This window comes from Pseudorhodoferax sp. Leaf267 (genome assembly GCF_001422405.1).
Classification (GTDB): domain Bacteria; phylum Pseudomonadota; class Gammaproteobacteria; order Burkholderiales; family Burkholderiaceae_C; genus Pseudorhodoferax.
The window spans coordinates 1,161,030-1,183,085 of the sequence record NZ_LMMV01000001.1; the positions used below are offsets into that span (position 1 = coordinate 1,161,030).

At 68.7% G+C, this 22,056-nt stretch carries 24 protein-coding genes; 13 read left to right on the plus strand and 11 right to left on the minus strand.

The genetic code is table 11. From position 1 onward, the window contains the following. Positions 1 to 82 precede the first annotated feature (82 nt). Together ASF43_RS05155 and ASF43_RS05160 are read left to right on the plus strand one after the other, a co-directional pair. Positions 83 to 1,057: a tripartite tricarboxylate transporter substrate binding protein gene (locus tag ASF43_RS05155; RefSeq protein ID WP_056177347.1), complete on the plus strand. Its 975-nt coding sequence runs from the start codon at positions 83 to 85 to the stop codon at positions 1,055 to 1,057. Between the two features lie 17 nt (positions 1,058 to 1,074). Then, positions 1,075 to 1,734, plus strand: a complete 660-nt coding sequence (locus tag ASF43_RS05160; protein WP_056177349.1) for a hypothetical protein — start codon at positions 1,075 to 1,077, stop codon at positions 1,732 to 1,734. Here the strand turns inward: ASF43_RS05160 and ASF43_RS05165 are convergent. From ASF43_RS05165 to ASF43_RS05205, 9 genes are all read right to left on the minus strand, one after another. Next, a complete protein-coding gene (locus ASF43_RS05165) occupies positions 1,731 to 2,759 on the minus strand; it encodes an ABC transporter ATP-binding protein (RefSeq protein ID WP_056177352.1) in 1,029 nt (342 codons plus the stop codon). The genes ASF43_RS05160 and ASF43_RS05165 overlap by 4 nt on opposite strands. Further along, positions 2,756 to 3,724: an ABC transporter ATP-binding protein gene (locus ASF43_RS05170; RefSeq protein ID WP_056177354.1), complete on the minus strand. Its 969-nt coding sequence runs from the start codon at positions 3,722 to 3,724 to the stop codon at positions 2,756 to 2,758. Before ASF43_RS05170 ends, ASF43_RS05165 begins: the two co-directional genes overlap by 4 nt. 34 nt (positions 3,725 to 3,758) lie before the next feature. Then, positions 3,759 to 4,685 carry an ABC transporter permease gene (locus ASF43_RS05175; protein ID WP_056177356.1) on the minus strand — a complete coding sequence of 309 codons (927 nt, stop codon included), beginning with the start codon at positions 4,683 to 4,685 and terminating at the stop codon, positions 3,759 to 3,761. Beyond that, positions 4,685 to 6,265, minus strand: coding sequence for an ABC transporter substrate-binding protein (locus tag ASF43_RS05180; protein ID WP_056177358.1), 1,581 nt, complete (start codon positions 6,263 to 6,265; stop codon positions 4,685 to 4,687). Before ASF43_RS05180 ends, ASF43_RS05175 begins: the two co-directional genes overlap by 1 nt. 29 nt (positions 6,266 to 6,294) lie before the next feature. Continuing rightward, positions 6,295 to 7,518 carry a M20 aminoacylase family protein gene (locus tag ASF43_RS05185; RefSeq protein WP_056177360.1) on the minus strand — a complete coding sequence of 408 codons (1,224 nt, stop codon included), beginning with the start codon at positions 7,516 to 7,518 and terminating at the stop codon, positions 6,295 to 6,297. After that, entirely contained in the window at positions 7,518 to 8,498 is a 981-nt protein-coding gene (locus ASF43_RS05190) for an ABC transporter permease (RefSeq protein WP_056177362.1), read from the minus strand. Before ASF43_RS05190 ends, ASF43_RS05185 begins: the two co-directional genes overlap by 1 nt. A 77-nt stretch (positions 8,499 to 8,575) precedes the next feature. Beyond that, on the minus strand, positions 8,576 to 10,153 hold the full coding sequence (locus ASF43_RS05195; protein ID WP_082497595.1) for an ABC transporter substrate-binding protein: 1,578 nt from the start codon (positions 10,151 to 10,153) through the stop codon (positions 8,576 to 8,578). Between the two features lie 100 nt (positions 10,154 to 10,253). Further along, the gene (locus ASF43_RS05200) at positions 10,254 to 11,027 is read right to left on the minus strand and encodes a DUF3047 domain-containing protein (protein WP_235578164.1); all 774 of its coding nucleotides are present in this window, start codon (positions 11,025 to 11,027) and stop codon (positions 10,254 to 10,256) included. Positions 11,028 to 11,127: 100 nt separating this feature from the next. Beyond that, a complete protein-coding gene (locus ASF43_RS05205) occupies positions 11,128 to 12,192 on the minus strand; it encodes a porin (RefSeq protein ID WP_162241757.1) in 1,065 nt (354 codons plus the stop codon). Between the two features lie 288 nt (positions 12,193 to 12,480). On the opposite strand from ASF43_RS05205, the gene coq7 reads away from it, so the two are divergent. Beyond that, positions 12,481 to 13,098, plus strand: a complete 618-nt coding sequence (gene coq7, locus ASF43_RS05210) for a 2-polyprenyl-3-methyl-6-methoxy-1,4-benzoquinone monooxygenase (RefSeq protein WP_056177369.1) — start codon at positions 12,481 to 12,483, stop codon at positions 13,096 to 13,098. Positions 13,099 to 13,123: 25 nt separating this feature from the next. Here coq7 and ASF43_RS05215 read toward each other — a convergent pair whose 3' ends face one another. Then, positions 13,124 to 13,573 carry an OsmC family protein gene (locus tag ASF43_RS05215; protein WP_056177371.1) on the minus strand — a complete coding sequence of 150 codons (450 nt, stop codon included), beginning with the start codon at positions 13,571 to 13,573 and terminating at the stop codon, positions 13,124 to 13,126. 303 nt (positions 13,574 to 13,876) lie between these two features. Between ASF43_RS05215 and ilvA the strand changes: the two genes are divergently transcribed. Genes ilvA through ASF43_RS05230 form a run of 3 tightly spaced genes read left to right on the plus strand, consistent with a single transcriptional unit; the run spans position 13,877 to position 16,855 of the window. Continuing rightward, complete coding sequence (gene ilvA / locus ASF43_RS05220) at positions 13,877 to 15,463, plus strand: threonine ammonia-lyase, biosynthetic (protein WP_056177374.1); 1,587 nt, start codon at positions 13,877 to 13,879, stop codon at positions 15,461 to 15,463. A 4-nt stretch (positions 15,464 to 15,467) separates the two neighbouring features. Then, complete coding sequence (locus tag ASF43_RS05225) at positions 15,468 to 16,274, plus strand: adenosylcobinamide-GDP ribazoletransferase (RefSeq protein WP_056177376.1); 807 nt, start codon at positions 15,468 to 15,470, stop codon at positions 16,272 to 16,274. Continuing rightward, positions 16,274 to 16,855 (plus strand): histidine phosphatase family protein, encoded by a 582-nt coding sequence (locus ASF43_RS05230; protein ID WP_056177378.1) that lies wholly within the window; start codon positions 16,274 to 16,276, stop codon positions 16,853 to 16,855. The genes ASF43_RS05225 and ASF43_RS05230 overlap by 1 nt, the downstream gene beginning before the upstream one ends. Here ASF43_RS05230 and ASF43_RS05235 read toward each other — a convergent pair. Then, positions 16,821 to 17,291 (minus strand): type II secretion system protein N, encoded by a 471-nt coding sequence (locus ASF43_RS05235; protein WP_056177379.1) that lies wholly within the window; start codon positions 17,289 to 17,291, stop codon positions 16,821 to 16,823. The two genes, ASF43_RS05230 and ASF43_RS05235, sit on opposite strands and share 35 nt — an antisense overlap. A gap of 48 nt (positions 17,292 to 17,339) precedes the next feature. Here ASF43_RS05235 and gspG point away from each other — a divergent pair, with 48 nt between their 5' ends. Genes gspG through gspM form a run of 7 tightly spaced genes read left to right on the plus strand, consistent with a single transcriptional unit; the run spans position 17,340 to position 22,056 of the window. Continuing rightward, entirely contained in the window at positions 17,340 to 17,780 is a 441-nt protein-coding gene (gene gspG, locus ASF43_RS05240) for a type II secretion system major pseudopilin GspG (RefSeq protein WP_056177381.1), read from the plus strand. Next, positions 17,755 to 18,207, plus strand: coding sequence for a Tfp pilus assembly protein FimT/FimU (locus ASF43_RS05245; RefSeq protein ID WP_056177383.1), 453 nt, complete (start codon positions 17,755 to 17,757; stop codon positions 18,205 to 18,207). The genes gspG and ASF43_RS05245 overlap by 26 nt, the downstream gene beginning before the upstream one ends. Then, entirely contained in the window at positions 18,204 to 18,560 is a 357-nt protein-coding gene (gene gspI, locus ASF43_RS05250; protein ID WP_056177385.1) for a type II secretion system minor pseudopilin GspI, read from the plus strand. The genes ASF43_RS05245 and gspI overlap by 4 nt, the downstream gene beginning before the upstream one ends. Beyond that, positions 18,560 to 19,219 (plus strand): type II secretion system protein J, encoded by a 660-nt coding sequence (locus ASF43_RS05255; RefSeq protein WP_056178143.1) that lies wholly within the window; start codon positions 18,560 to 18,562, stop codon positions 19,217 to 19,219. Before gspI ends, ASF43_RS05255 begins: the two co-directional genes overlap by 1 nt. Further along, positions 19,216 to 20,229, plus strand: coding sequence for a type II secretion system minor pseudopilin GspK (gene gspK / locus ASF43_RS05260; protein ID WP_082497597.1), 1,014 nt, complete (start codon positions 19,216 to 19,218; stop codon positions 20,227 to 20,229). Before ASF43_RS05255 ends, gspK begins: the two co-directional genes overlap by 4 nt. 55 nt (positions 20,230 to 20,284) lie before the next feature. Next, on the plus strand, positions 20,285 to 21,523 hold the full coding sequence (gene gspL, locus ASF43_RS05265) for a type II secretion system protein GspL (RefSeq protein ID WP_056177386.1): 1,239 nt from the start codon (positions 20,285 to 20,287) through the stop codon (positions 21,521 to 21,523). Next, the gene (gene gspM / locus ASF43_RS05270) at positions 21,520 to 22,056 is read left to right on the plus strand and encodes a type II secretion system protein GspM (protein WP_082497598.1); all 537 of its coding nucleotides are present in this window, start codon (positions 21,520 to 21,522) and stop codon (positions 22,054 to 22,056) included. Before gspL ends, gspM begins: the two co-directional genes overlap by 4 nt.

Genomic DNA, 22,056 nt, shown 5'->3' on the forward strand with positions numbered 1-22,056 from the left:
GCGCCCACGCTTTGCGGCATGGCCGCAGCCATGCCTGGCCGGCTGTTGCCTTCGCTTTCCCAACCCCTCGCTGGAGCTCCCCATGAAGACCCCCCTGAAACATCTGCTGTGTGCGTTGTCGCTGGCCCTGGCCGGCCTGGCAGGCGCCGCGGACTACCCCGACAAGCCCGTGCGCATCGTCGTGCCCTACCCGCCCGGCGGCGCGTCCGACACCGTGTCGCGGCTGATCGGCCTGCAGCTGTCGCAGCGCCTGGGCCAGCCCGTCGTGGTGGAGAACAAGCCGGGCGCCACCGAGCAGATCGGCGCCGGCTTCGTCGCCAAGTCCCGGGCCGACGGCTACACGCTGCTGCTGGCGTCCACCGCCGGCCTGTCGGTGAACCCCACGCTGTACAAGGGCCGGCTGGCCTACGACGCGCAGAAGGACTTCGCGCCGATCGCGCAGCTCGTGACGCTGCCCAGCATCGTGATGGTCCACCCCGCGCTGCCGGTGCGCAGCTTCGACGAATTGACGGCCTACCTGCGCGCCTCGCCCACGGCCGTGAGCTATGCCTCCAGCGGCGCCGGCAACCCCAGCCACCTGGGCATGGAGCTGTACAAGCGCGTCGCCGCGCTGGAGCTGACGCATGTGCCGTACAAGGGCGGCGCACCGGCGCTGCAGGACCTGATGTCCGGCCATGTTCCGGTGATGATGGCGATCGGCCCCGAGTCCATGCCCATGGCCAAGGCCGGCAAGCTGCGCGCCATCGCCGTGACCACCGCCAGGCGCTCGGCCGCCTACCCCGGCCTGCCGGCCGTGGCCGAGACGGCGGGCTTTGCCAGCTTCGAGCTGCTGCACTGGTTCGGCCTGCTCGCGCCGACCGGCACGCCGCCGGCCGTCGTGGCGCTGCTGAACCAGCATGTCAACGAGATCCTGCAGGAGCCGGCCATGAAGGCCAAGCTGACCGAGCTGGGCATGGAGATCGAGGGCGGCACGCCGCAGAAGCTGGCCGACACCGTGCGGCGCGACCGGCTCAAGTGGGAGAAGGTCATCGCGGACGCCAACATCCGCGTCGACTGAGCAGGCAGGAGCAGACTATGGTTTTCTCTGGGACCGGCATCCTGATATCGTCGATGGAAGTGCTGCCGCACGAAGATGCGGACTTCAACATCTGGAACGACCGCGAGCACATGGCCGAGCGCGTGGCGATCCCGGGCTTCCTGGACGGGCGGCGCTACACGTCGGTCGATGCGCCGACGCGCTACCTGCAGATCTACAACACGCGCGACATCGGCGTGCTGGACGGCCCCCACTACCGCGCAGCGCTGGCGCACCAGACGGCCTGGTCGCTGCACCACATCACGCGCTTCATCACGCCCACGCGCGTGGTCGGCCGGCTGGTGCACAGCCAGGGCGCAGTGCGCGGCGTGGCCGTGCTGCTGTTGCGCCTGCGCCCTGCCGGCGCGCCCGCGATGCTGCCGGCCCTGGCGGGCCTGGTGGACCTGCTGCAGCAGCCGGGCGCGGGCTGCATCCATTTCGTCGAGGCGGACCCGCGCCTGTCGCGGCCGGTCACGGCCGATGCCAGTTACACAGGCGGGCAGGACTGCTACGTGGTGCTCGAATGCACAGGCGTGCCCGCGGCCCAGCGCATCCTGGCCGGGCTGCGCCTGCCCGGATCGGGCTACGGCGAGCTCATCGACGCCCGCGTGTACCAGTACCGCATGGACGTGACCGCGGCGGCACTGGCAGCTGCCTAGATGCGGCCTTCTTCCACCGCGTGGCAGGCGACCGTCACGCCGGCGATCTTCTGCATCAGCGGGCGCTCGGCCTTGCAACGCGCGTTGGCATGCGGGCAGCGCGGGTGGAAGGTGCAGCCCGTCGGCGGGTTCAGGGGGTTGGGCACCTCGCCCTGCACCGGCGTGCGTGCGCGGCCGGTGTCGTGCATCTTCGGGATCGCGTCCAGCAGCATGCGCGTGTAGGGGTGGCGCGGCGTGGCGAACAGGATCTGCTTGTCGGCCAGCTCCACGAGGCGCCCGAGGTACATGACGCCGACCTCGTCGCTGACGTGGCGCACGACGGCCAGGTTGTGCGAGATGAAGAGATAGGTGAGCCCGCGGTCGCGCTGCAGGTTCTTCATGATGTTGAGCACCTGGGCCTGCACGCTCACGTCCAGCGCCGAGGTCGGCTCGTCGCAGACCAGGAAGTCCGGCTGCGTGGCCAGTGCGCGCGCGATCGAGATGCGCTGGCGCTGGCCGCCCGAGAATTGGTGCGGGTACTTGACCATGTCCAGCGCCGACAGGCCGACGGACTGCAGCAGCTCGCCCACGCGCTCGCGCCGCGCGCTGCGGGTGTCGATCAGGCCATGCTCGAGCAGGGGCTCGGCGATGATGTCCTCGACCACCCAGCGCGGGTTCAAGCTGGCGTACGGGTCCTGGAAGATCATCTGGATGCGCCGGCGCAGCGCCGCGCCGCTGCTGCCGGCCCGGCCTTCGGACGCTTTGAACGCGGCCTGCGCGTCCTGCCCGTCGAAGGTCAGCCCACCGCGCGTGGGTGCGTACAGCCCGACCAGCAAGCGCGCCACCGTGCTCTTGCCGCAGCCCGATTCGCCCACCAGGGCCAGCGTCTTGCCCTTCTCGATGGAGAAGCTCACGCCGTCGACGGCATGCAGGAGCATGCGCGGCTTGCGCTCGATCACGCGGTTCAGCCAGGGCGGCGAGACGTCGAAGGTCTTGGCCAGATCGTGCGCCTGGACCAGGGGTTGGTGGCCGGTGGTCGTGCTCATCGCGCGCCCTCCGCATGCAGCCAGCAGGCCGCTCGGCTGGCACCGGCCGGCAGCAGCTCGGGCCGCTCGACCTTGCAGCGGTCGAACACCTTGGGGCAGCGCGGGTTGAACGCGCAGCCCTGCGGGATGGCGTTGAGGCGCGGCATGGAGCCGTCGATCTGGTTGAGCATGTCGCGGTCCATGGTGATGTCCGGGATCGCGGCCATCAGGCCTTCGGAATACGGGTGCGCCGGGTGGTTGATCACCTCGTGCACCGGGCCGATCTCGGCGATGCGGCCGGCGTACATCACGGCCACGCGGTCGCAGGTCTCGGCGATCACGCCCATGTCGTGCGTGATCAGCATCACGGCCGCGCCATGCTGCTGGCACACGCGCTTGAGCAGGCTGATGATCTGCGCCTGGATCGACACGTCCAGCGCCGTGGTCGGCTCGTCGGCCACGATGAGCTTGGGCTCGGCCGCCAGCGCCAGGGCGATCACGACACGCTGGCGCATGCCGCCGGAGAACTGGTGCGGGTAGTGGTCGATGCGCTGCTCGGCCGCCGGGATGCCGGTGTCCTGCAGCAAGGTGATGGCGCGCTGGCGCGCTTCGGCAGCGCCGACCGGCAGGTGCGTCTGGATGGTCTCGATGAGTTGCCGGCCCACGGAATACAGCGGGTTCAGCGAGGTCAGCGGGTCCTGGAAGATCGCGCCGATGCGCCGGCCGCGGATGCGCCGCATGGCGTCGTGGTCCAGGTTGTCGATGCGCTGCCCTTCGAGCAGGATCTGGCCGCTGGCCACGCGGCCCGGCGGCTCCAGCAGGCCGATGATGGACGCGCCGGTCAGCGACTTGCCGGCACCGGACTCGCCGACCACGCCGAGGATCTCGCCGGGCGCGATGGAAAAGGAGATGTCGTCCAGCGCGCGCAGCGTGCCGCGCCGGTGGGGGAACTCGACGACGAGGTTCTTGACTTCTAGCAGGGACATGAAGGCTGGCTCGGGGCTGGCAGAAACGGGCGCGTCAGCGCAGGCGGGGGTTCAGGGCGTCGCGCAGCCAGTCGCCCAGCAGGTTCACGCTGAGCGCGATGATGACCAGCATCAGGCCGGGGAACACGGTGATCCACCATTCGCCGGAGAACAGGTAGTCGTTGCCGACGCGGATCAGTGTGCCCAGCGAGGGCGAGGTCGGCGGCGCGCCCACGCCCAGAAAGGACAGCGTCGCCTCGGTGATGATGGCCGTGGCCACCTGGATGGTGGCCAGCACCATCACCGGCCCCAGCACGTTGGGCAGCACGTGGCGGCGCATGATGCGCAGCGGCGAGACGCCGGTCACGCGTGCGGCCTGCACGTATTCCTTGTTGCGCTCGACCAGCGTGGAGCCACGCACGGTGCGCGCGTACTGCACCCAGCCCGTGAGCGAGATCGAGATGATCAGCACGCCGAAGGCCAGGCCCTCGTGCGCGTTCGGGAACAGCGCGCGGCCGACGCCGGCGATCAGCAGCGCCACCAGGATAGCCGGGAACGACAGCATCACATCGCACAGCCGCATCAGCGCCGTGTCGATCCAGCCGCCCTTGAACCCGGCGAGCAGGCCCAGGCCCACGCCCACGATCAGCGACAGCATGACCGAGGCCAGGCCGACGACGAGCGAGATGCGCGCGCCATACATCAAGGCCGACAGGATGTCGCGCCCCTGGTCGTCGGTGCCCAGCAGGTATTTGCGCGAGCCCTGGGCCTCCCAGGCCGGCGGCAGGCGCGCATCGCCGAGCTCCAGCGTGGCCAGGTCGAACGGGTTGTGCGGCGCCACCCAGCCTGCGAAGAAGGCGCAGAACACGCACACCAGCGCCACGACGCCGGCCAGGATGGCCGTGGGCGAGGTGCGGAAGCTGTAGCCGACGTCGCTGTGCCAGGCGCGCTGGAACCAGTGGCCGTGTGTCGCGGCCTGCATCACTTGCCCACCTTGATGAACTTCCACGGCATGAAGTTGTCAGGCAACTGCACCACGGTCACGCCTTGGCGTACGGCCCAGTTCAAGGTCTGCTGGTGCAGCGGGATGTGGCCGATGTCGTCCTGGTGCAGCTTCATGGCTTCATGGATCATGGCCATGCGCTTGGTGTCGTCGATCTCGGAGGCCACCTGATCGGTCAGCGCATCGACCTTGGCGTTGCTGTAGGCGCCCAGGTTGAACTGGCCGCGCCCGCCTTCGCCCGGTGTGCCCATGACAGGAAACAACACGTTGTGCACATCCACCGTGCTCGCCGTCCAGCCCAGCATGTAGAAGCTGGTGTCGCGGCGCAGGATCTTGGGGAAGTAGCTGGCCTTGGTCTCGGCCTCCAGGTTGATCTTCACGCCGATGCGCGAGAGGTTGGCCGCCACCGCCTGGCAGATCTCGCCGTCGTTGACGTAGCGGTCGTTCGGGCAGTTCATCTTGACCTCGAAGCCGTTGGGGTAGCCCGCCTCGGCCATGAGCTTTCTGGCGGCCTCCTGGTCGAACGGCAGGCGCTTGGCCAGGTCGGGCGCGAAGCCGCGCACCTGCGGGGGGATCATGAGGCCGACCGGGATGGCCGAGTTGCGCATCACGCGCGTGCGGATCGACTCGATGTCGATGGCCTGGTAGAAAGCCTGGCGCACACGCTTGTCCTTGAACGGGTTCTTGCCCTTCACGTTGGAGAACAGCAGCTCGTCGCGCTTTTGGTCCATGCCGAGAAAGATCACGCGCAGCTCGGGGCCCTGCAGCACGGTGAGCTTGGGGTCGCCCTTGATGCGCTCGATGTCCTGCACCGGCACCGGCTCCATCACATCGACCTCGCCGGACAGCAGCGCCGCCACGCGCGTGGCGTCGTTGCCCACCACGTTGAAGATCACCTCGTCGACATTGCTGTCGATCTTGGCCCAGTAATTGGCGCTGCGCGTGAAGACCGAGCGCACGTTGGGTTGGCGCTCGCGCGCACGGAACGGCCCGGTGCCGTTGGCGCGGAACGACGCGGCATTCTCGATGCCCTTGCGCCGGTCCACCGGGCGGGTGGCCTGGTTTTCCTCGCACCACTTCTTGCTCATGATGTACCAGTTGGTGATCAGGTCGGGCAGGATGGGGAAGGGCTGCGTGGTGACGATGTCGATGGTGGTGTCGTCGATCTTGTTGATCTGCTTGATCTGGCCCACGTAGCTCTTCACGTCCGAGCCTTCGCCCTTCGCGCGCTCGTAGCTGAAGATCACGTCGTCGGCCGTGAACGGTGTGCCGTCGTGGAATTGCACGTTCTTGCGCAGGTCGAAGCGCCACACGGTGGGCTGAGTCTGCTTCCAGCTGGTGGCCAGCGCTGCGGTCAGCTTGAAGTCCTTGCCGCGCGTGACCAGCGGCTCGTAGACGTTGCCGGTCACGGTGAGCTGCAGCGATTCCTGCAGCGAGTGCGGGTCCAGCGATGTGGCGTCGCCCTGGTTGGCGATCTTCAGCGTGAGGGCATGCACGGGCAACAGGGCCGTGGCCAGCGCGCTCAGCGCAAAGGCCATCAAGGTGGTCTTGGTCTTCATCGGTAGCTCCTGGGGAAGTCGAAACGCGGTCAATCGGACTGTGGGTCGGCCAGCGGCATGCCTTGCTCGACGAGCCCCGCATGCAGGGCGGCGCCCAGCGGCAGGATCTCGTCGTTGAAGTCGTAGCGGCTGTTGTGCAGGTAGCAGCCATCGGGCGCGCCCTGGCCGATGCGCAGGTAGGCGCCAGGCCTGGCCTGCAGCATGAAGGAGAAATCTTCGGCGCCCATGCTGGGCTCCATGTCGCGCACCAGGCGTTCGGCGCCGACCAGGCGCTCGGCCACGTCGCCGGCGAAGCGGGCCTGCTCGCGCGTGTTGATGGTGGCGGGGTAGATGCGCTCGAAGCGCACCGCAGCGCTGGCCCCGAAGCCCTGCGCGATCGCGCTGCACAGCTCGGCCAGGCGGCGCTCGACCATGGCCTGCACCTTGGCATCGAAGGTGCGCACCGTGCCCACCAGAGTGGCCTCGCCGGGCACCACGCTCATGGCGCCCAGGTCGCCGGCCTGCATCGCGCACAGGCTGACGACCGCTGCGTCGATCGGCCGCGTGTTGCGTGACACGATGCTTTGCGCGGCCGTGATGATGTGGGCCGCCACGAGCACCGGGTCCACCGTCTGGTAGGCATGCGCGCCGTGCCCGCCCTTGCCCGTGATGGTGATCGTGATGCGGTCGGCCGCCGCCATCATGGCGCCGCTGTTCAGCCCCACGGTGCCGGGCTCCATGCCCGGCCAGTTGTGCATGGCATAGACCGAGTCGACAGGAAAGCGTTGGAACAAGCCGTCTTCGATCATGGCGCGGGCACCCGCGAAGCCTTCCTCCCCGGGCTGGAAGATCAGCACGGCCGTGCCGTCGAAACGCCGGGTCTCGGCCAGGTAGCGCGCCGCGCCGACCAGCATGGCCGTGTGCCCATCGTGGCCGCAGCCATGCATCAGACCGTTGCGCGCGGAGCGCCAGTCACGGTCGCCCTGCTCCACCATGGGCAGCGCGTCCATGTCGGCGCGCAGGCCCAGCATGCCGCCGCTGGCCGTGCTGCGGCCGCGGATCACGCCCACCACGCCGGTCTTGGCGATGCCGGTGTGCACCTCGTCGACACCGCACAGCCGCAGCGCATCGGCGATGCGGTCTGCCGTGTAGAACTCTTCGAAGCCGAGCTCGGGGTGCGCATGCAGGTCGCGGCGCAGTGCCGTCAGCTCGGGGTGGAAGCGCGCGATGTGGGCGAACGCGCGTCCGCCGGCGCGCAGCACGGGCGCCAGCATCAGTGTCCCCCGCCCTGGCCGAGGCGCAAACGCGGGTCGACCGCGAAGTACAGCAGGTCGACGATCAAATTGATGGTGACGAAGATGAGTGCGATCAGGCACAGGTAGGCGGCCATGACCGGGATGTCGGCGAAGGTGACGGCCTGGATGAACAGCAGGCCCATGCCGGGCCACTGGAACACGGTCTCGGTGATGATGGAGAACGCGATCAGCGTACCCAACTGCAGCCCGGTGATGGTGATGACGGGCACCAGCGTGTTCTTCAGTGCATGTCCGAAGTGGATGGCACGGTCCGACAGGCCACGCGCCCGCGCGAACTTGATGTAGTCGGTGCGCAGCACCTCCAGCATCTCGGCGCGCACCAGCCGCATGATCAGCGTGAGCTGGAATACGGCCAGCGTGATGGCCGGCAGCAGGATGTGGTGCCAGCCCTTGGGTGTCAGCAGGCCGGTGCTCCACCAGCCGAGCTGAATGGTCTCGCCTCGGCCAAAGCTCGGGAACCAGCCGAGCCAGACGGCGAACACCAGGATCAGCAGGATGCCGATCAGGAAGGTGGGCAAGGAGACACCCAGCAGCGACAGCGTCATCAACACCTGGCTCATGAAGCCGCCACGCCTGAGCGCCGCGTAGACACCTGCCGGCACGCCGATCAACAGCGCGATCAAGGCGGCGACCAGCGAGAGTTCGAGTGTGGCCGGGAAGCGCTCGGCGATCAGGCGCGAGACCTTGGCGCCCTGGCGCAACGACAGGCCGAACTCGCCATGCGCGGCGTTGTAGAGGAAGTGCCAGAACTGCACGATGAAGGGCTTGTCCAGCCCCAGCGCTTCGCGCAGCTCACGGATCTGGTCGGGTGTCGCGTCCTGCCCCAGCAGGAACACGACCGGATCGCCCACGTATTGGAACAACAGGAACGCGATGAAGGCCACGGCGACCATCACGACCACGGCCTGCAGCAGGCGACGAAGAATGAATGCAAACATCAGGGTGGGAAGGTCTTAGGGAGCCGGGGCGGCGGACAAGCCGGGTGACGGGCCGGCGCCCGTCACCCGGCCCGGGCTCAGTTGACCTTGATCAGGCGCCAGTCGAGGCGATTGTCGGCGCGGTGCACGACCTCGATGTTCTTCTTCATGGCCCAGGGGATGACCTGGTTGTACAGCGGCAGGTAGGCCACGTCCTCGTGCGACAGGATCAAGGCCTTCTCGATCAGTTCGTTGCGGTTCTTGAGGTCGGTCTCGACCTTGGTGCGCTCGATCAGTGCGTCCATCTGCGGGTTGGAGTAACGGCCCACGTTGTAGTTGCCGTCACCACCGGCGCCCACCGAGCGCACCAGCGACTGCAGGCTGTACAGCGCATCGAAGGTGGGCACGCCCCAGCCCAGCATGTAAATGCTGGCTTCGTAGCGCTGGATCATCGGGAAGTAGGTCACCAGCGGCAGCGTGCGCAGCTTGGCCTTGATGCCGGCGCGCGCCCACATGGCGGTGATGGCCTGGCACACGGCTTCGTCGTTGATGTAGCGGTTGTTCGGGCACGCGAAATCGACCTCGAAGCCCTGCGGGTAGCCGGCGTCGGCCAGCAGCTTTTGCGCGGCGGCCACGTCGTAGGGCCAGCGCGCGTCGGCCTTCTTGGTCCAGCCGTTGACTTGCGGCGAGATCAGCGTGCCGGTGGCCTGGCCCAGGCCGCGCATGGTCACGCGCTGGATGGCGTTGATGTCGATGGCCTGGTACAGCGCCTTGCGCACGCGCACGTCCTTCAAGGGGTTTTTGCCCTTGACGCTGGAGCCTGGCAGCTCGTCGCGGAACTGGTCCATGCCGAGGAAGATGGTGCGGTTTTCCGCCCCGTCCATCACCTTCATGGCCGGGTCGGCGCGCAACCGGCCCAGGTCCTGCGGGCCGGGGTCGAGCACGAAGTCAGTCTCGCCCGACAGCAGCGCGGCCAGGCGCGTGGGCGCCGATTTGATCGGCGTGTAGACGATCTCGGTCACGTTGCTCGGATTCTTGCCCCAGTAGTTGGGGTTGCTCACGAGCACCAGGCGCTGGTCGGGCTGCCAGTCCTTGACCATGTAGGGGCCGGTGCCCATGGCGTTGCGGTGCGCGAAGGTTTCCTCGGGCGTCTTGATGTCCTTGGGCTCGACAGACTTGTTCTTCTCAGCCCAGGCTTTGCTCATGATGCGCAGCTCCGTGAGCTGGTTGATCAGCGTCGGCGTGGGCGCCTTGAGCAGGATGTCCACGGTGTTGGCATCGACCTTCACGACCTTGTCGATGCCCTGCGCGAACACGGCGTAGTTGGAGGTCTTGGACATCGAGCGCGTGATCGAGAAGACCACGTCGTCGGCCGTCAACGGAGAACCGTCGCTGAACTTCACGCCGCTGCGCAGTGTGAAGCGCACCTGCGTCGGCGAGATGTTGGTCCAGCTCGTGGCCAGCTGCGCTTCAGGCTTGAAGGTCTTGCTGTTGTAGTAGACCAGGGCTTCATAGATCGCCGCGTGCACGCCGTTGCCCAATGCATTGTTTTGCGAGTGGATGTCCAGCGTCGGGATGTCGCTGGCACTGGACCACTTGAAGGTCTTGGCCTGTGCCACCGAACCGAGCGCCAGCACCGTCATCGCACCGGCACACATCAAAGCAATCTTTCGCATAAGCGGTCTCTCAAGAAATGGAGATTCCACTATGCAACAAACGCGCCAGAGCAGGCAGCCGGAGTTTCCCCATGGACCATGGGGGCAGCCGAGGCGGCGGTCAGGGCGTCCGCATGCTGGCCGGCAGCATGCGCAGCGGGCCGTACCAGGCCTGCGTCGTGGAGCGCGTGTTATCCGAGTCGGTCATGATGCCGACGGCGATCAGCGCGCCGGGCTTTTCGCCATAAGCCCGCACGAAGTCGGCGCGGATGTCCTGCTGGTAGTCGACCCACTGCCCCAGCCGATCGGCGCCGGACTCGACGACCAGCTTGCGAATGCGGTCGGTGCGCGGGTTGTGGATCACGCTGCCCGCCTGCCGCTCGTTGCACCACACGTACATCAGCGTGGCATAGGGCATGTCTTCGCCCGTGAGCATGCGGGCCATCTCGGAGAGCATGGCGTTCTTGGACGAGAACTTGCTGCGGTCGCCATCGAAGGCCAGCACCACGCGCACCGGGGCGTCGTCGGCGTCGCGCAGCGCCATGTCTGACCCGGCCATCAAGGCTGGCACCATCCACGAAAACCGCAGTTGCCCCAGGTCGTCCGGCTTCACGTGCACCTGCTTGCGCAGCATGCTGGCCGACGACACGGCCGTGACCGCCATCGCCTGACGGCCATCGACAAATGCTGGCTTGAACTCGGTGGCCCGCTTGCCCGGCAGCGGCATGTGCTGCCAGGGCTTGGCATCCAACTGCGGCAGCGATGCCTTGGCCCAGGGGGTCTGGACCACGGGGTCCACGGCAAGGAGCGGCTCGGCCTCGTCCTGCGCCTGCCATGACGCACAACCCACCAATCCCAGGCACAGGCAGACACCCGGCACGAAGCGCATCAACATGGATTTCAAGAAACTCTCCAGACGCAAGAAAGCCGCCGGTCTTTCGACGCGGCGGCTTTGAACGTTTGCATCGCAAGGCTGCCCTCAGGCAGCTTCGCCATTAGAACGTATGGACAACTCCCAGGCCGACGGCGTAGGGGTTGGAGGGTGCAGCAGCGCGAACAGCGGAAGCCGCGACTGCGTTCTGGTCATAGCCCTTCACGAAGTCGACGTACACGCGGGTACGCTTGGACAGCGCATAGTTGGCAAACAGTTCCAGTGCCTTGATGTCTGCATCGGTGTTGCGTGCGTACTGAACGCCCACGTTGGCTGCGCCCAGGGGAGCAACGACGCCCACAGTCCAACCCTTGCCGCCAGCGTTCTGGCCACCGTTACCGGCGGTGCCGTTGGAGAACGTGTTGTAGCCGTCGATACCTTCGGCTTCACGACGGTTGTACGTTGCAGCGATCTTCACCACGCTCAGGTCGTAGCTGGCGCCGATGGCGTAAGCAGTGCGAAGGCCTTCACGCTGCTTCGTTTCAGCGATTGCGCTGACAGACAGAGGACCGTTGGCAAAGGTTGCACCCAGGCTGTAACGGTTCTTGGCCGTGTCAGGAACACCAACGCCTTGCACGCCGCCTTCGTCACCCTTGGGGGTGAAGCCGGCACGCACCACCACGCCGCCGAAGTTCGGCGAAGCGTATTGGATCTGGCTGCTACGACGCGAGGAACCGTACCAGGTCACAGCGCTGATACCGGCGCGGTCCAGGGCGGAAGAGTACGACGTGCCGTTGAAGTCATAGGCGCCCATCACCTTGGCACCGATGGACGAGGAACGACCCAGCTGGATGGCACCGAAGCTGCCGCTTTCCAGGCCGACCCAGGCTTCACGGCTGAACGCCAGCGAAGTGCCACCGGTCGACAGATCCAGACCGCCGGTTTGCAGGTTGAAGTTGGCCTTCAGACCGCCGCCCAGATCTTCCGTGCCGCGAAAGCCGATCACGGAGGTGCTGTTGAAGCCGTCGGGGGTGCCGCCATAGCCTGCGTCACCGTTGTTCAGGCCCCACTTGCCGTCCTTCAGCTTGCCCACACCAATGTCCAGCACGCCGTACAGGGTGACGGACGACTGAGCCATGGCAGCGCCGGAAGCAGCCAGCACGGCCAAAGCGATCAGGGTTTTTTTCATTGCGAGATTCTCCAAGGTTAAACATAGGGCTCCGGCTCGAAGAGACCGCATCGTGCTTCAGCACTTTTGTTCGATCTCGCCGGAGGCCCGGGCCAACCTCCTTTTGGGAAGTTGGGCTTATTGCACCAGAGCCGGTGACCTTAAGCAAAAGAAATAGCCGAACTTCCACTTTTTCGTTGCATGACTACAACATGCAGCATGCCGGCGCCGAAGATTGGCAAAGCCTGCGGAAAGCGGCGGAACGGGCGCCAAACCTATACTGACTTTTTCAAGCTGACATGGGCTGGCATGGACCGTCTACTGAGCACTGCCGACGCGGCACTGAGAACCTTGTTCGCGCGCCCGCGCGCCAGCCGCATCTGCCCGACGCTGCCCGCCGAACAGGGCGTGCTGGACGCGCAGGACAGGCAGCTGTCCGGCGCCCTGATGCGGGTCAACCATGTGGGCGAGGTGTGCGCGCAGGCGCTCTACACAGGTCAGGCCCTGGCGACCCGGGACCCAGGCCTGAAGGCGCACTACGAGGCCGCCGGTCTGGAAGAGACGGACCACCTCGCCTGGACGGCGGAACGGTTGGAAGAGCTCGGCGCACGGCCCTCCTTGCTGAATCCGCTCTGGTATGCCGGCGCCTTCGCGCTCGGATTTGCTGCCGGCAAGGTCAGCGACAAGGTCAGTTTGGGCTTCGTGGTGGAAACCGAGAAGCAGGTGGCCGCCCACCTGGACAGCCACCTGGAGCGCCTGCCCCGCGACGATCAGGCTTCCCGCGCCATCGTGGCGCAGATGCGCGATGACGAACTGCGCCATGCGCGTGAAGCCGAGGCAGCCGGGGCCGTGCGGTTGCCGGCACCGGTGCGCGGCATCATGCGCGCCGCGGCCAAGGTGATGACCACGACGGCGCACCGCATTTGAGCAGCCGCCCCGGAGGCGCCGCCTGTCAGGCGTCCTGGAGTTCGAAGCTCGTGGTGATCTCGGCGGTCTTGCCCAGCATCACCGTCGCCGAACAATATTTGTCGTGGCTCATCGCAATGGCGCGCTCGACCGCAGCCGCAGGCAGCTCCTTGCCGCTCACGGTAAAGTGCATGTGGATCTTCGTGAAGACCTTGGGGTCGGTTTCGGCCCGCTCTGCACTGAGCTTGACCGAGCAAGTGCGCACCTGGTGGCGACCCCGCTTGAGGATCAGCACCACGTCGTAGGCCGTGCAGCCGCCAGCACCTGCCAGCAACGTCTCCATGGGCCGGGGCGCGAAATTGCGTCCGCCGTTTTCCGGCTTTGCGGCGTCCGGAGCGCCATCCATCGCCAAGACATGCCCGCTGCCCGTTTCGGCCACGAAACCCATGCCGGACTGGGTGCCGGCGGAGCCGGTCCAACTGACTGTGCATTCCATCCTGTCTGCTCCTGCATCACGAACGCTTTTGCGCTGTGAATATGACTAATATTTCACGAAAACCAGTAGCATCTCCGCACTAATGCTGCGACGCACAAAAAAGCTGGCTATACTGAATCCATCGCATCCAACGGGATGCACCGATTGTCTCCTCCACCCTCCGAAAAGGTGGATTAGCCTCCGGGTCGCAAGACCCGGGGGCTTTTTTCTTGGCGGCATCTCAGGCGGGGCGCCTCAAGCCGTGGCTCTATCATCCGCGGTCGTTCACCGCTGCGTCGCGCCATGCGACCTCCCGTTCCCACCATGCCGTCCAACACTGCTGCCGGTCCGCGCCCGGCCAAGCGTCTTACGCCCGCCGATTATCTGAAGAAAATTCTGACCGCCCGGGTCTACGACGTGGCGGTGGAGTCGGCCCTGGAGCCGGCCAAGAGCCTCAGCCAGCGTCTGCATAACACCGTGCTGCTCAAGCGCGAGGACCAGCAACCCGTTTTCAGCTTCAAGCTGCGCGGGGCCTACAACAAGATGGCGCACCTCACGGCCGCGCAATTGAAGAAGGGCGTGATCTGCGCCTCTGCCGGCAACCATGCCCAGGGCGTGGCCATGAGTGCCCGCAAGCTCGGCAGCCGCGCAGTCATCGTGATGCCCACGACCACGCCGCAGCTCAAGATCGATGCCGTGCGCGGCCTGGGCGGCGACGTGGTGCTGCATGGCGACAGCTATTCCGATGCCTACCAGCACGCCGCCCAGCTCGAAAAGAAGCAGGGCCTGACCTTCGTCCACCCCTTCGACGACCCCGACGTGATCGCGGGCCAGGGCACCATCGCCATGGAGATCCTGCGCCAGTTGCAGGGCCTGGGCTCGCACCACCTGGATGCGGTGTTCGTGGCCATCGGCGGCGGGGGGTTGATCTCGGGCGTGGCCAATTACATCAAGGCCGTGCGGCCGGAGATCAAGGTCATCGGCGTGCAGATGAACGACTCCGACGCCATGGTCCGCTCGGTCAGCGCCGGCAAGCGCGTGACGCTGGACGATGTGGGCCTGTTCTCGGACGGCACGGCCGTCAAGCTGGTCGGCGAGGAAACCTTCCGCGTGGCGCGCGGCCTCGTGGACAGCTACATCACCGTCGATACCGATGCCGTCTGCGCGGCCATCAAGGACGTCTTCGTCGACACGCGCAGCATCGTGGAGCCGGCCGGCGCCTTGGCCGTCGCTGCGATCAAGCAGTACGTGGCGACCCACAAGACCCGTGGCGAGACCTACGCTGCCATCCTGTGCGGCGCCAACATGAACTTCGACCGCCTGCGCTTCGTGGCCGAGCGCGCCGAAGTCGGCGAGGAGCGCGAGGCCCTGCTGGCGATCACCATCCCGGAGGAGCGCGGCAGCTTCCGGCGCTTTTGCGAAGTCGTGGGCCAGCTGCCCGGCGGCCCGCGCAACGTGACCGAATTCAATTACCGCATCAGCGACGCAGCCCAGGCCCATGTGTTCGTCGGCCTGACGACGCACGGCAAGGGCGAGTCGGCCAGGCTGGCCACGCGCTTCGTGCGCAGCGGCTTTCAGGCCATCGACCTCACGCACGACGAGCTCGCGAAGGAGCATGTGCGCCACATGGTGGGTGGCCGTTCGGCCCTGGCGCGCAACGAGCGCCTGCTGCGCTTCGTGTTTCCCGAGCGGCCCGGCGCGCTGCTGAAATTCCTGAATCTGATGCGGCCGAGCTGGAACATCAGCCTGTTCCACTACCGCAACCAGGGCGCCGACTACGGCCGCATCCTGATCGGTTTGCAGGTGCCCGATGTCGACGACAAGGCCTTCGGCCGATTCCTGAACGAGCTGGGCTACCCCTACGTGGAAGAGACCGACAACCCGGTCTACCGCCTGTTCCTGCAGACCTGACGCCATGCAGGGCGTGCGCCACTTCCTGCTCGCGCTGCAATTCTTCACCCGCGTGCCGGTCACGGGCCGGCTGGCGGCCTGGGTCGGCTTCAGCCCCACGATGCTGCGTTCGGCCGCGGCGCACTTCCCCGGCGTCGGCTGGCTGGTCGCCGGCGTGGCATGCGCCGTCGCAGCCGTGCTGTGGCACGCGCTGCCCGTCGGCGGCCAGGCGCCCCTCGCCGTGGCGGCATTGAGCACTGTCGCCACCGTGCTGCTGACCGGCGGCTTCCACGAAGACGGCCTGGCCGATGTGGCAGACGGTCTGGGCGGCAGCCAGGACCGCGCGCGCGCGCTGGAGATCATGAAGGACTCGCGCATCGGCGCATTCGGCGCCATGGCGCTGGTGCTGGGCTTGGTGACCAAGGTCGCGCTGCTCGCGGTGCTGGGCACGGCCGGCCTGGCGCCGCTGCTGGCGGCGCTGCTCGGAGCCCATGTGCTGTCGCGCTGGCTGCCGCTGCTGCTGCCGACGCTGCTGCCGCATGTGGGCGACACGGCGCGGTCCAAGAGCAAGCCGCTGGCCGACCAGGTCAGCCGGGGCAGCCTGCTGTGCGCGACGCTGTGGTGCCTGCCGGCGCTCTTGGCCGTGGCCTGGTGGCAGGGGCCGGCATTCAGCGTGGGCGCCAGCCTGGCCGCACTGCTCGCGGCCGGCTGGATGTTCCGACTGTTCCGGCGCCGCCTGCAGGGCTTCACGGGTGACTGCCTGGGCGCGACGCAGCAGGTTTGCGAGATCGCGTTCTACCTGGGTGCGGCGCTCGTGCTGGGCCGCACGTGATGCAACTGTGGCTGGTGCGACACGCCGCGCTGCCGCAGGCCGCGGGCCTGTGCTATGGCGCCACCGACCTGGCGGCCGATGCGGCCCACACAGAAGCCACGGCCTTGCGGCTCGCTGCGCAATTGCCGCCGATTGCGCGTGCTTGGTGCTCGCCGCTCCAGCGCTGCCGGGTGCTGGCGGACCGCCTGCAGGCATTGCAGCCTGGCCTGGCCATCGCCAGCGATGCGCGCCTGGCGGAGATGGACTTCGGCGCCTGGGAGTGCCAGCCCTGGGACGCCATCGGCGCCGCCGCGCTCGACGCCTGGACGGACGACTTCGCCGCCTACCGGCCCGGCGGCGGGGAATCTGTCGCGCAGCTGATGCAGCGCGTCGGCGCCGCGCTGCGCCACTGCGCGGCCATGCCCGCAGCCCATGGCCTGTGGATCACGCATGCGGGGGTCATCAAGACCGCGCAGTGGCTGGCCAGCGGCCGGCCGCCCATTGCGCATGCGACCCAGTGGCCGCGCGAGAGCGTCGCGTTCGGCGCGTGGACGGTGCTGGACCTGCCTACTGGCGGAACAGCGGCGGCAGCTCCAGCGTAGCCACGGGATCGGACCGCATATCCGGCGCCAACACCGCGCGCCGGGGGCCGACGGAGGTGAGTACCACGCCGGGCTCGATCTCGGCGCCCACGCGGAAGGGCTTGGGGGGCTGGCCGTTGACGGCGATCAGCGCCGCCCCGCCCTGGCGGCGGTCGGCCACGACGCCGGTCAGCACGTAGCGGTTGCCGGTGGGCGTGCCCGCCACCGCGACCACCTGCGGCGTGGCGCCCAGCACGCGGGCGACCGCCGTGGCGTCGGCCTGCGACAGCGCCGCCTGGGCCACAGGCACGGCCGACGTCACACCCGCCGGCGCCCACAGGCGCAAGGCCCAGTACGCCACGCTGGCCGCCGCGAGGCCCCAGACGAGCAGCGTGACCAGCCGGGCCAGCCATGGATTGCCATTGCCGACGTTGGGGGAGGAAGCCTTGCGCAACATCCGACGATTATCATGGACTGTTTCGCACAGGCCGCGCTCAACACCCCCATGAAATCACTGCTTCCATTTCGTCGCCGCCACCGGCACCACGGGTTCACGCTGATCGAGCTCATGGTGGTGCTTGTCATCATCGGCGTGCTCGCGGCGCTGATCGTGCCCAACGTGCTGGACCGCGCCGACGATGCACGCAGCACGGCCGCCAAGACCGACGTGAACAACCTCGTCCAGGCCCTGCGCCTGTACCGGCTGGACAACCAGCGCTACCCCACGGCCGAGCAGGGCCTGCAGGCGCTGCTGGTCAAGCCCACCACCACGCCCGTGCCGCCGAACTGGAAGCCCTACCTGGAAAAGCTGCCGAACGACCCCTGGGGCCGGCCCTACCAGTACCTGAACCCCGGCATCAAGGGCGAGATCGACGTGATGTCCTTTGGCGCCGACGGCCAGTCCGGCGGCGAGGGCAAAGATGCCGACATCGGCAGCTGGCAGTAGCCGGCGCCCGCACCGCGGCTTCACGCTGCTGGAGCTGATGGTCGTGGTGGCCATCATCGCCATGGCCAGCGCCGGCGTCGGTTTCGCGCTGCGCGACACGGCCGGCAGCAACCTCGAACGCGAGGCCCAGCGCCTGGCCGCCTTGTTCGAATCCGCCCGTGCCCAGTCCCGCGCCAGCGGCGTGCCCCTGCGCTGGCGCGCCCTGGAACGTGGCTTTCGCTTCGAGGGCGCCCGCCCCGGCAGCCTGCCCGAGTACTGGCTCAGCGAGCAGACCGTGGTCGCGGCGCGCGCCGTGGTGCTGCTCGGCCCCGAGCCCATCATCGGCGCGCAGGAACTGGTGCTGCGCACGGCGGCCCAGCCCGAACTGGCGCTGCGCGTCGCCACCGACGGCGTACGCCCGTTCACCGTTCAGCCGCTGCTGCCGTGAAGCGCGCGCGCGGCTTCACACTGGTCGAGGTGCTGGTCGCGCTGGGCATCGTGGCCATCGCGCTGCTGGCGGGCCTGCAGGCCACGAACGCACTGACGGCCAATGCCACGCGGCAATCGGACGTGCTGCTGGCCCAGATGTGCGCCGAGAACGAACTTTCTCGCCTGCGCCTGTCGCCGCAGATGCCCGGCGTGGGCGACACCGACCTGCCCTGCGAGCAGGCCGGCCGCCAGTTCGACGTGCGCCTGTCGGTGCGGCCCACGCCCAACCCGAGCTTTCGCCGCATCGACGCGCAGGTGCTGGAGGCCGGCCTGCCCGTGCTGCGCCTGTCCACCGTGCTGGGGCGCTGGTGATGCGGCGCGCGCGCGGGTTCACGCTGGTCGAGCTGCTGATCGCGCTGTCGGTCATGGCGCTGCTGGCCATCATGAGCTGGCGCGGCCTGGACGGCATGACCCGCGCGCAGCAACTGACCCAGCTGCACACGGACCAGGTGCTCACCCTGCAGACCGGCCTGGCCCAGTGGAGCGCCGACCTGGACGCCATGCTCGATGTCGAGGAATTGCCGGCCGCCATCGACTGGGACGGCCGCGCCCTGCGCATCGTGCGCGCCAGCAACGACCCCGGCTGGGCCGGCCCGCGCATCGTGGCCTGGACGCGCCGCGAGCAGGGCGGCGCCGGCCTGTGGCTGCGCTGGCAGTCGCCCGTGCTGCGCAGCCGTGCGGAGATGCTGCAGGCCTGGGAACGCGCAGCGCTGTGGGCGCAGAACCCCGGCACCGAGGAGCGGCGCCAGGAAGTCGCCATCGTGCCGCTGGCCGACTGGCGCCTGTTCTATTACCGCGGCAACGCCTGGACCAACCCCATGTCCAGCGGCGACACGCAACCGGCCACCGGCACCAGGACGACACCCCCCGATGGCGTGCGCCTGGTGTTGGAGTTGCCGCCAGGCCAGGCCGTGGCCGGCGTGCTGACGCGCGACTGGGCCCGCCCGACGGCCGGGGGCAACAAATCATGAGCCTCGCCCGGCCGCCCGAAGAGGCTCAGCACCGCAGCGCGCAGCGCGAAGCTTCCCCAGTGCGCGCCCGTCGGCACCCGCAGCGCGGCGCAGCCTTGCTGATGGCCATGCTGACCGTGACCCTGGTCGCCACCTTCGCCGCCACCGCGCTGTGGCAGCAGTGGCGCGCGGTGGAGATCGAGACCGCCGAGCGCGCGCGCGTGCAGTCGTCCTGGGTGCTGGTCGGCGCGCTGGACTGGGCCCGGTTGATCCTGCGCGAGGATGCCCGCGCCAGCACCACCGACCACCTGGCCGAGCCCTGGGCCGTGCCGCTGCAGGAGTCGCGCCTGTCCACCTTCCTGGCAGCCGACCGTGGCGTGGCCAGCGGCGACGAGGACGACCTGCCCGAGGTCTTCCTGTCCGGCCGCATCATCGACCTGCAATCGCGCCTGAACCTGACCGGCCTGGTCAGCGACAAGGGCGAGCTCATCGAGAAGCCGATGGCAGCCTTCACGCGTTTGTTCGAGCTGCTGGGCCTGCCGCCGCAGGACCTGCAGAACCTGGCGGAAAACCTGCGCCGCGCCCACTTGCCGAACGTGCAGGACGGCGACGTGCCGCTGCGCCCGCAGCGCTTCGACCAGCTGGCCTGGCTGGGCGTGTCGCCCGCGCTGATGCAGGCGCTGGAACCCTACGTGACCGTGCTGCCCGAGGCCACGCCGGTCAACCTGAACACCGCCAGCGCGCCGGTCATCGCCGCCAGCATTCCCGGGCTGGACCTGGCCGGCGCCGCGCGGCTGGTGGACGTGCGCACGCACAGCCAGCTGCGCAGCGTGGCCGATGCGGCCAAGGTGCTGGACCAGGCCGAGGGGCTGGACGCTGCCGGGTTCAGCGTGCAGACCCAATTCTTCGAGGTGCAGGGCCGCCTGCGCGTGGAGCGCAGCGTCGTGAACGAACGCTCGCTGGTCAAGCGCGCCGGCTCCGTCGTGACGACCGTGTGGCGCGAACGCGCACCTGGAGAACTGCTGCAGTGAGCCCCCGCCAACTTCCTACGGGGTGTCACCTCGTCTCTCTACAATCGCCGACCGCATGAGCACCCTGATCGTCGTTCTGCCGCTGGCCCCCCCCAGTGCGGCCACCCCCCTGGACTACGTGCTCAGCCCCGACGGCCGTACGCAGGGCAGCCACGACCGCGCCGTGGCCGCGCTGCTGCCGGCCGCGCGCGAGATCGTCGCCGTGGTGCCGGTGCAGGCCCTGTCCTGGCACCGGGTCGAGCTGCCCAAGGGCAGCCTGTCGCGCAGCACGCTGGGCGGCACGGCCGGCACGCCGCGGCTGCGGGCGATGCTCGAGGGCCTGCTCGAAGACCGCTTGCTCGACGACCCTGCCGACCTGCATTTCGCACTGGAGCCCGACGCCCGCGCCCAGGCCCCCGTGTGGGTGGCAAGCTGCGACCGCGCCTGGCTGCGCGCTGCGCTGGCCCTGCTCGAATCGGCACGCCGCCCCGCTGCACGCGTGGTGCCAGAGCTGGCGCCCGGCGAAGACCGGCTGCAGATCATTGGCACGGCCGAAGCGCCGCTGCTGGCCTACAGCGGCGCCAAGGGCGTCGGCGTGCTGCCACTGGCCAGCACTGCGCTGGATTGGGCACTGGCCCAAACCGGCACCCCGGACACGGTGGCCATCCTGGCCGAGCCCGCGCTGGCGCAGCAGGCTGAACAGCTCGGCGCGCAGCAGGTGGTCCTGCAAAGCAGCGGCGACCGCTGGCTGCAGGCCGCCGGTGCCAACTGGGACCTGGCGCAATTCGACATGGCCAGCTCCGACCGGCGCCGCGCCTTCCAGCGCACCGGCCGCCACGCCGTCGCCCTGCTGCGCGCGCCCGAATGGCGCGCCGCCCGGTGGGGCGCGGGCCTGCTCGTGGCGGCGCACCTGGTGGGCGTCAACGCCTGGGCCTGGAAGGAGTCCGCCGCGCTGGCCGACAAGCGCGCCGCCGTGCGCGGCACGCTGACCAGCACCTTCCCCGGCGTGCGCGTCGTCGTCGATGCCCCGGTGCAGATGCAGCGCGAAGTCGCCCTGCTGCGCCAGGCCGCAGGCGCCTACTCGCAGCGCGACCTCGAAGCCATGCTCGGCGCGCTGGGCGCCGCACTGCCGCCGGGCCAGTCCCTGCAGGGCGTGGAGTTCGCCGCTGGCGAGGCCAGGCTGCGCGGGCTCACGCTGGCCGCCGATGGCGCCGGGCCGGTCAACGACAGCCTGCGCGCATTCGGCCTGCAGGCCCGGTCCGAAGGCGACCGCTGGGTGCTGCGCCCGGCCGCCGGGCGGGAGGGCGCGCCATGAACGCCGCATCGCGCGACAGCCTCGCCATGAAGACCGCCGGCTGGCAGGACGCGCTGCGCGCGCGCTGGGCCCTGCTGGCCGGGCGCGAGCGCGCCGGCGTCGGGATCGCGGTCGCCCTGGTGGTCGTGGCCCTGCTCTGGTGGGTGGTGCTGGGGCCGGCGCTCACCACGCTGCGCCACGCCGAGGCCCAGCATCAGGCGCTGGACGCGCAGCTGCAGACCATGCGCAGCCTGCAGACCGAAGCCCTGGCGCTGCAGGGGCAGCCCAAGCTGTCGTACGACGACGCACTGCGCGCGCTGGAAGCCTCGGTGCGCCAGCGCCTGGGCGCCACGGCCCAGCTGAGCGTGGCCGGCGAGCGCGCCACGCTGACCTTGAAGGCGGCCGACCCCGACGCGCTGGCCCGCTGGCTGACCCAGGCCCGCGTCAACGCGCGCGCACTGCCGTCCGAGGCGCGGCTGACACGCGCTGCCGGCGCCCCAACGGCCCCGGCGCGCTGGGACGGCTCCCTGGTGCTGACCTTGCCCGCGCGCTGA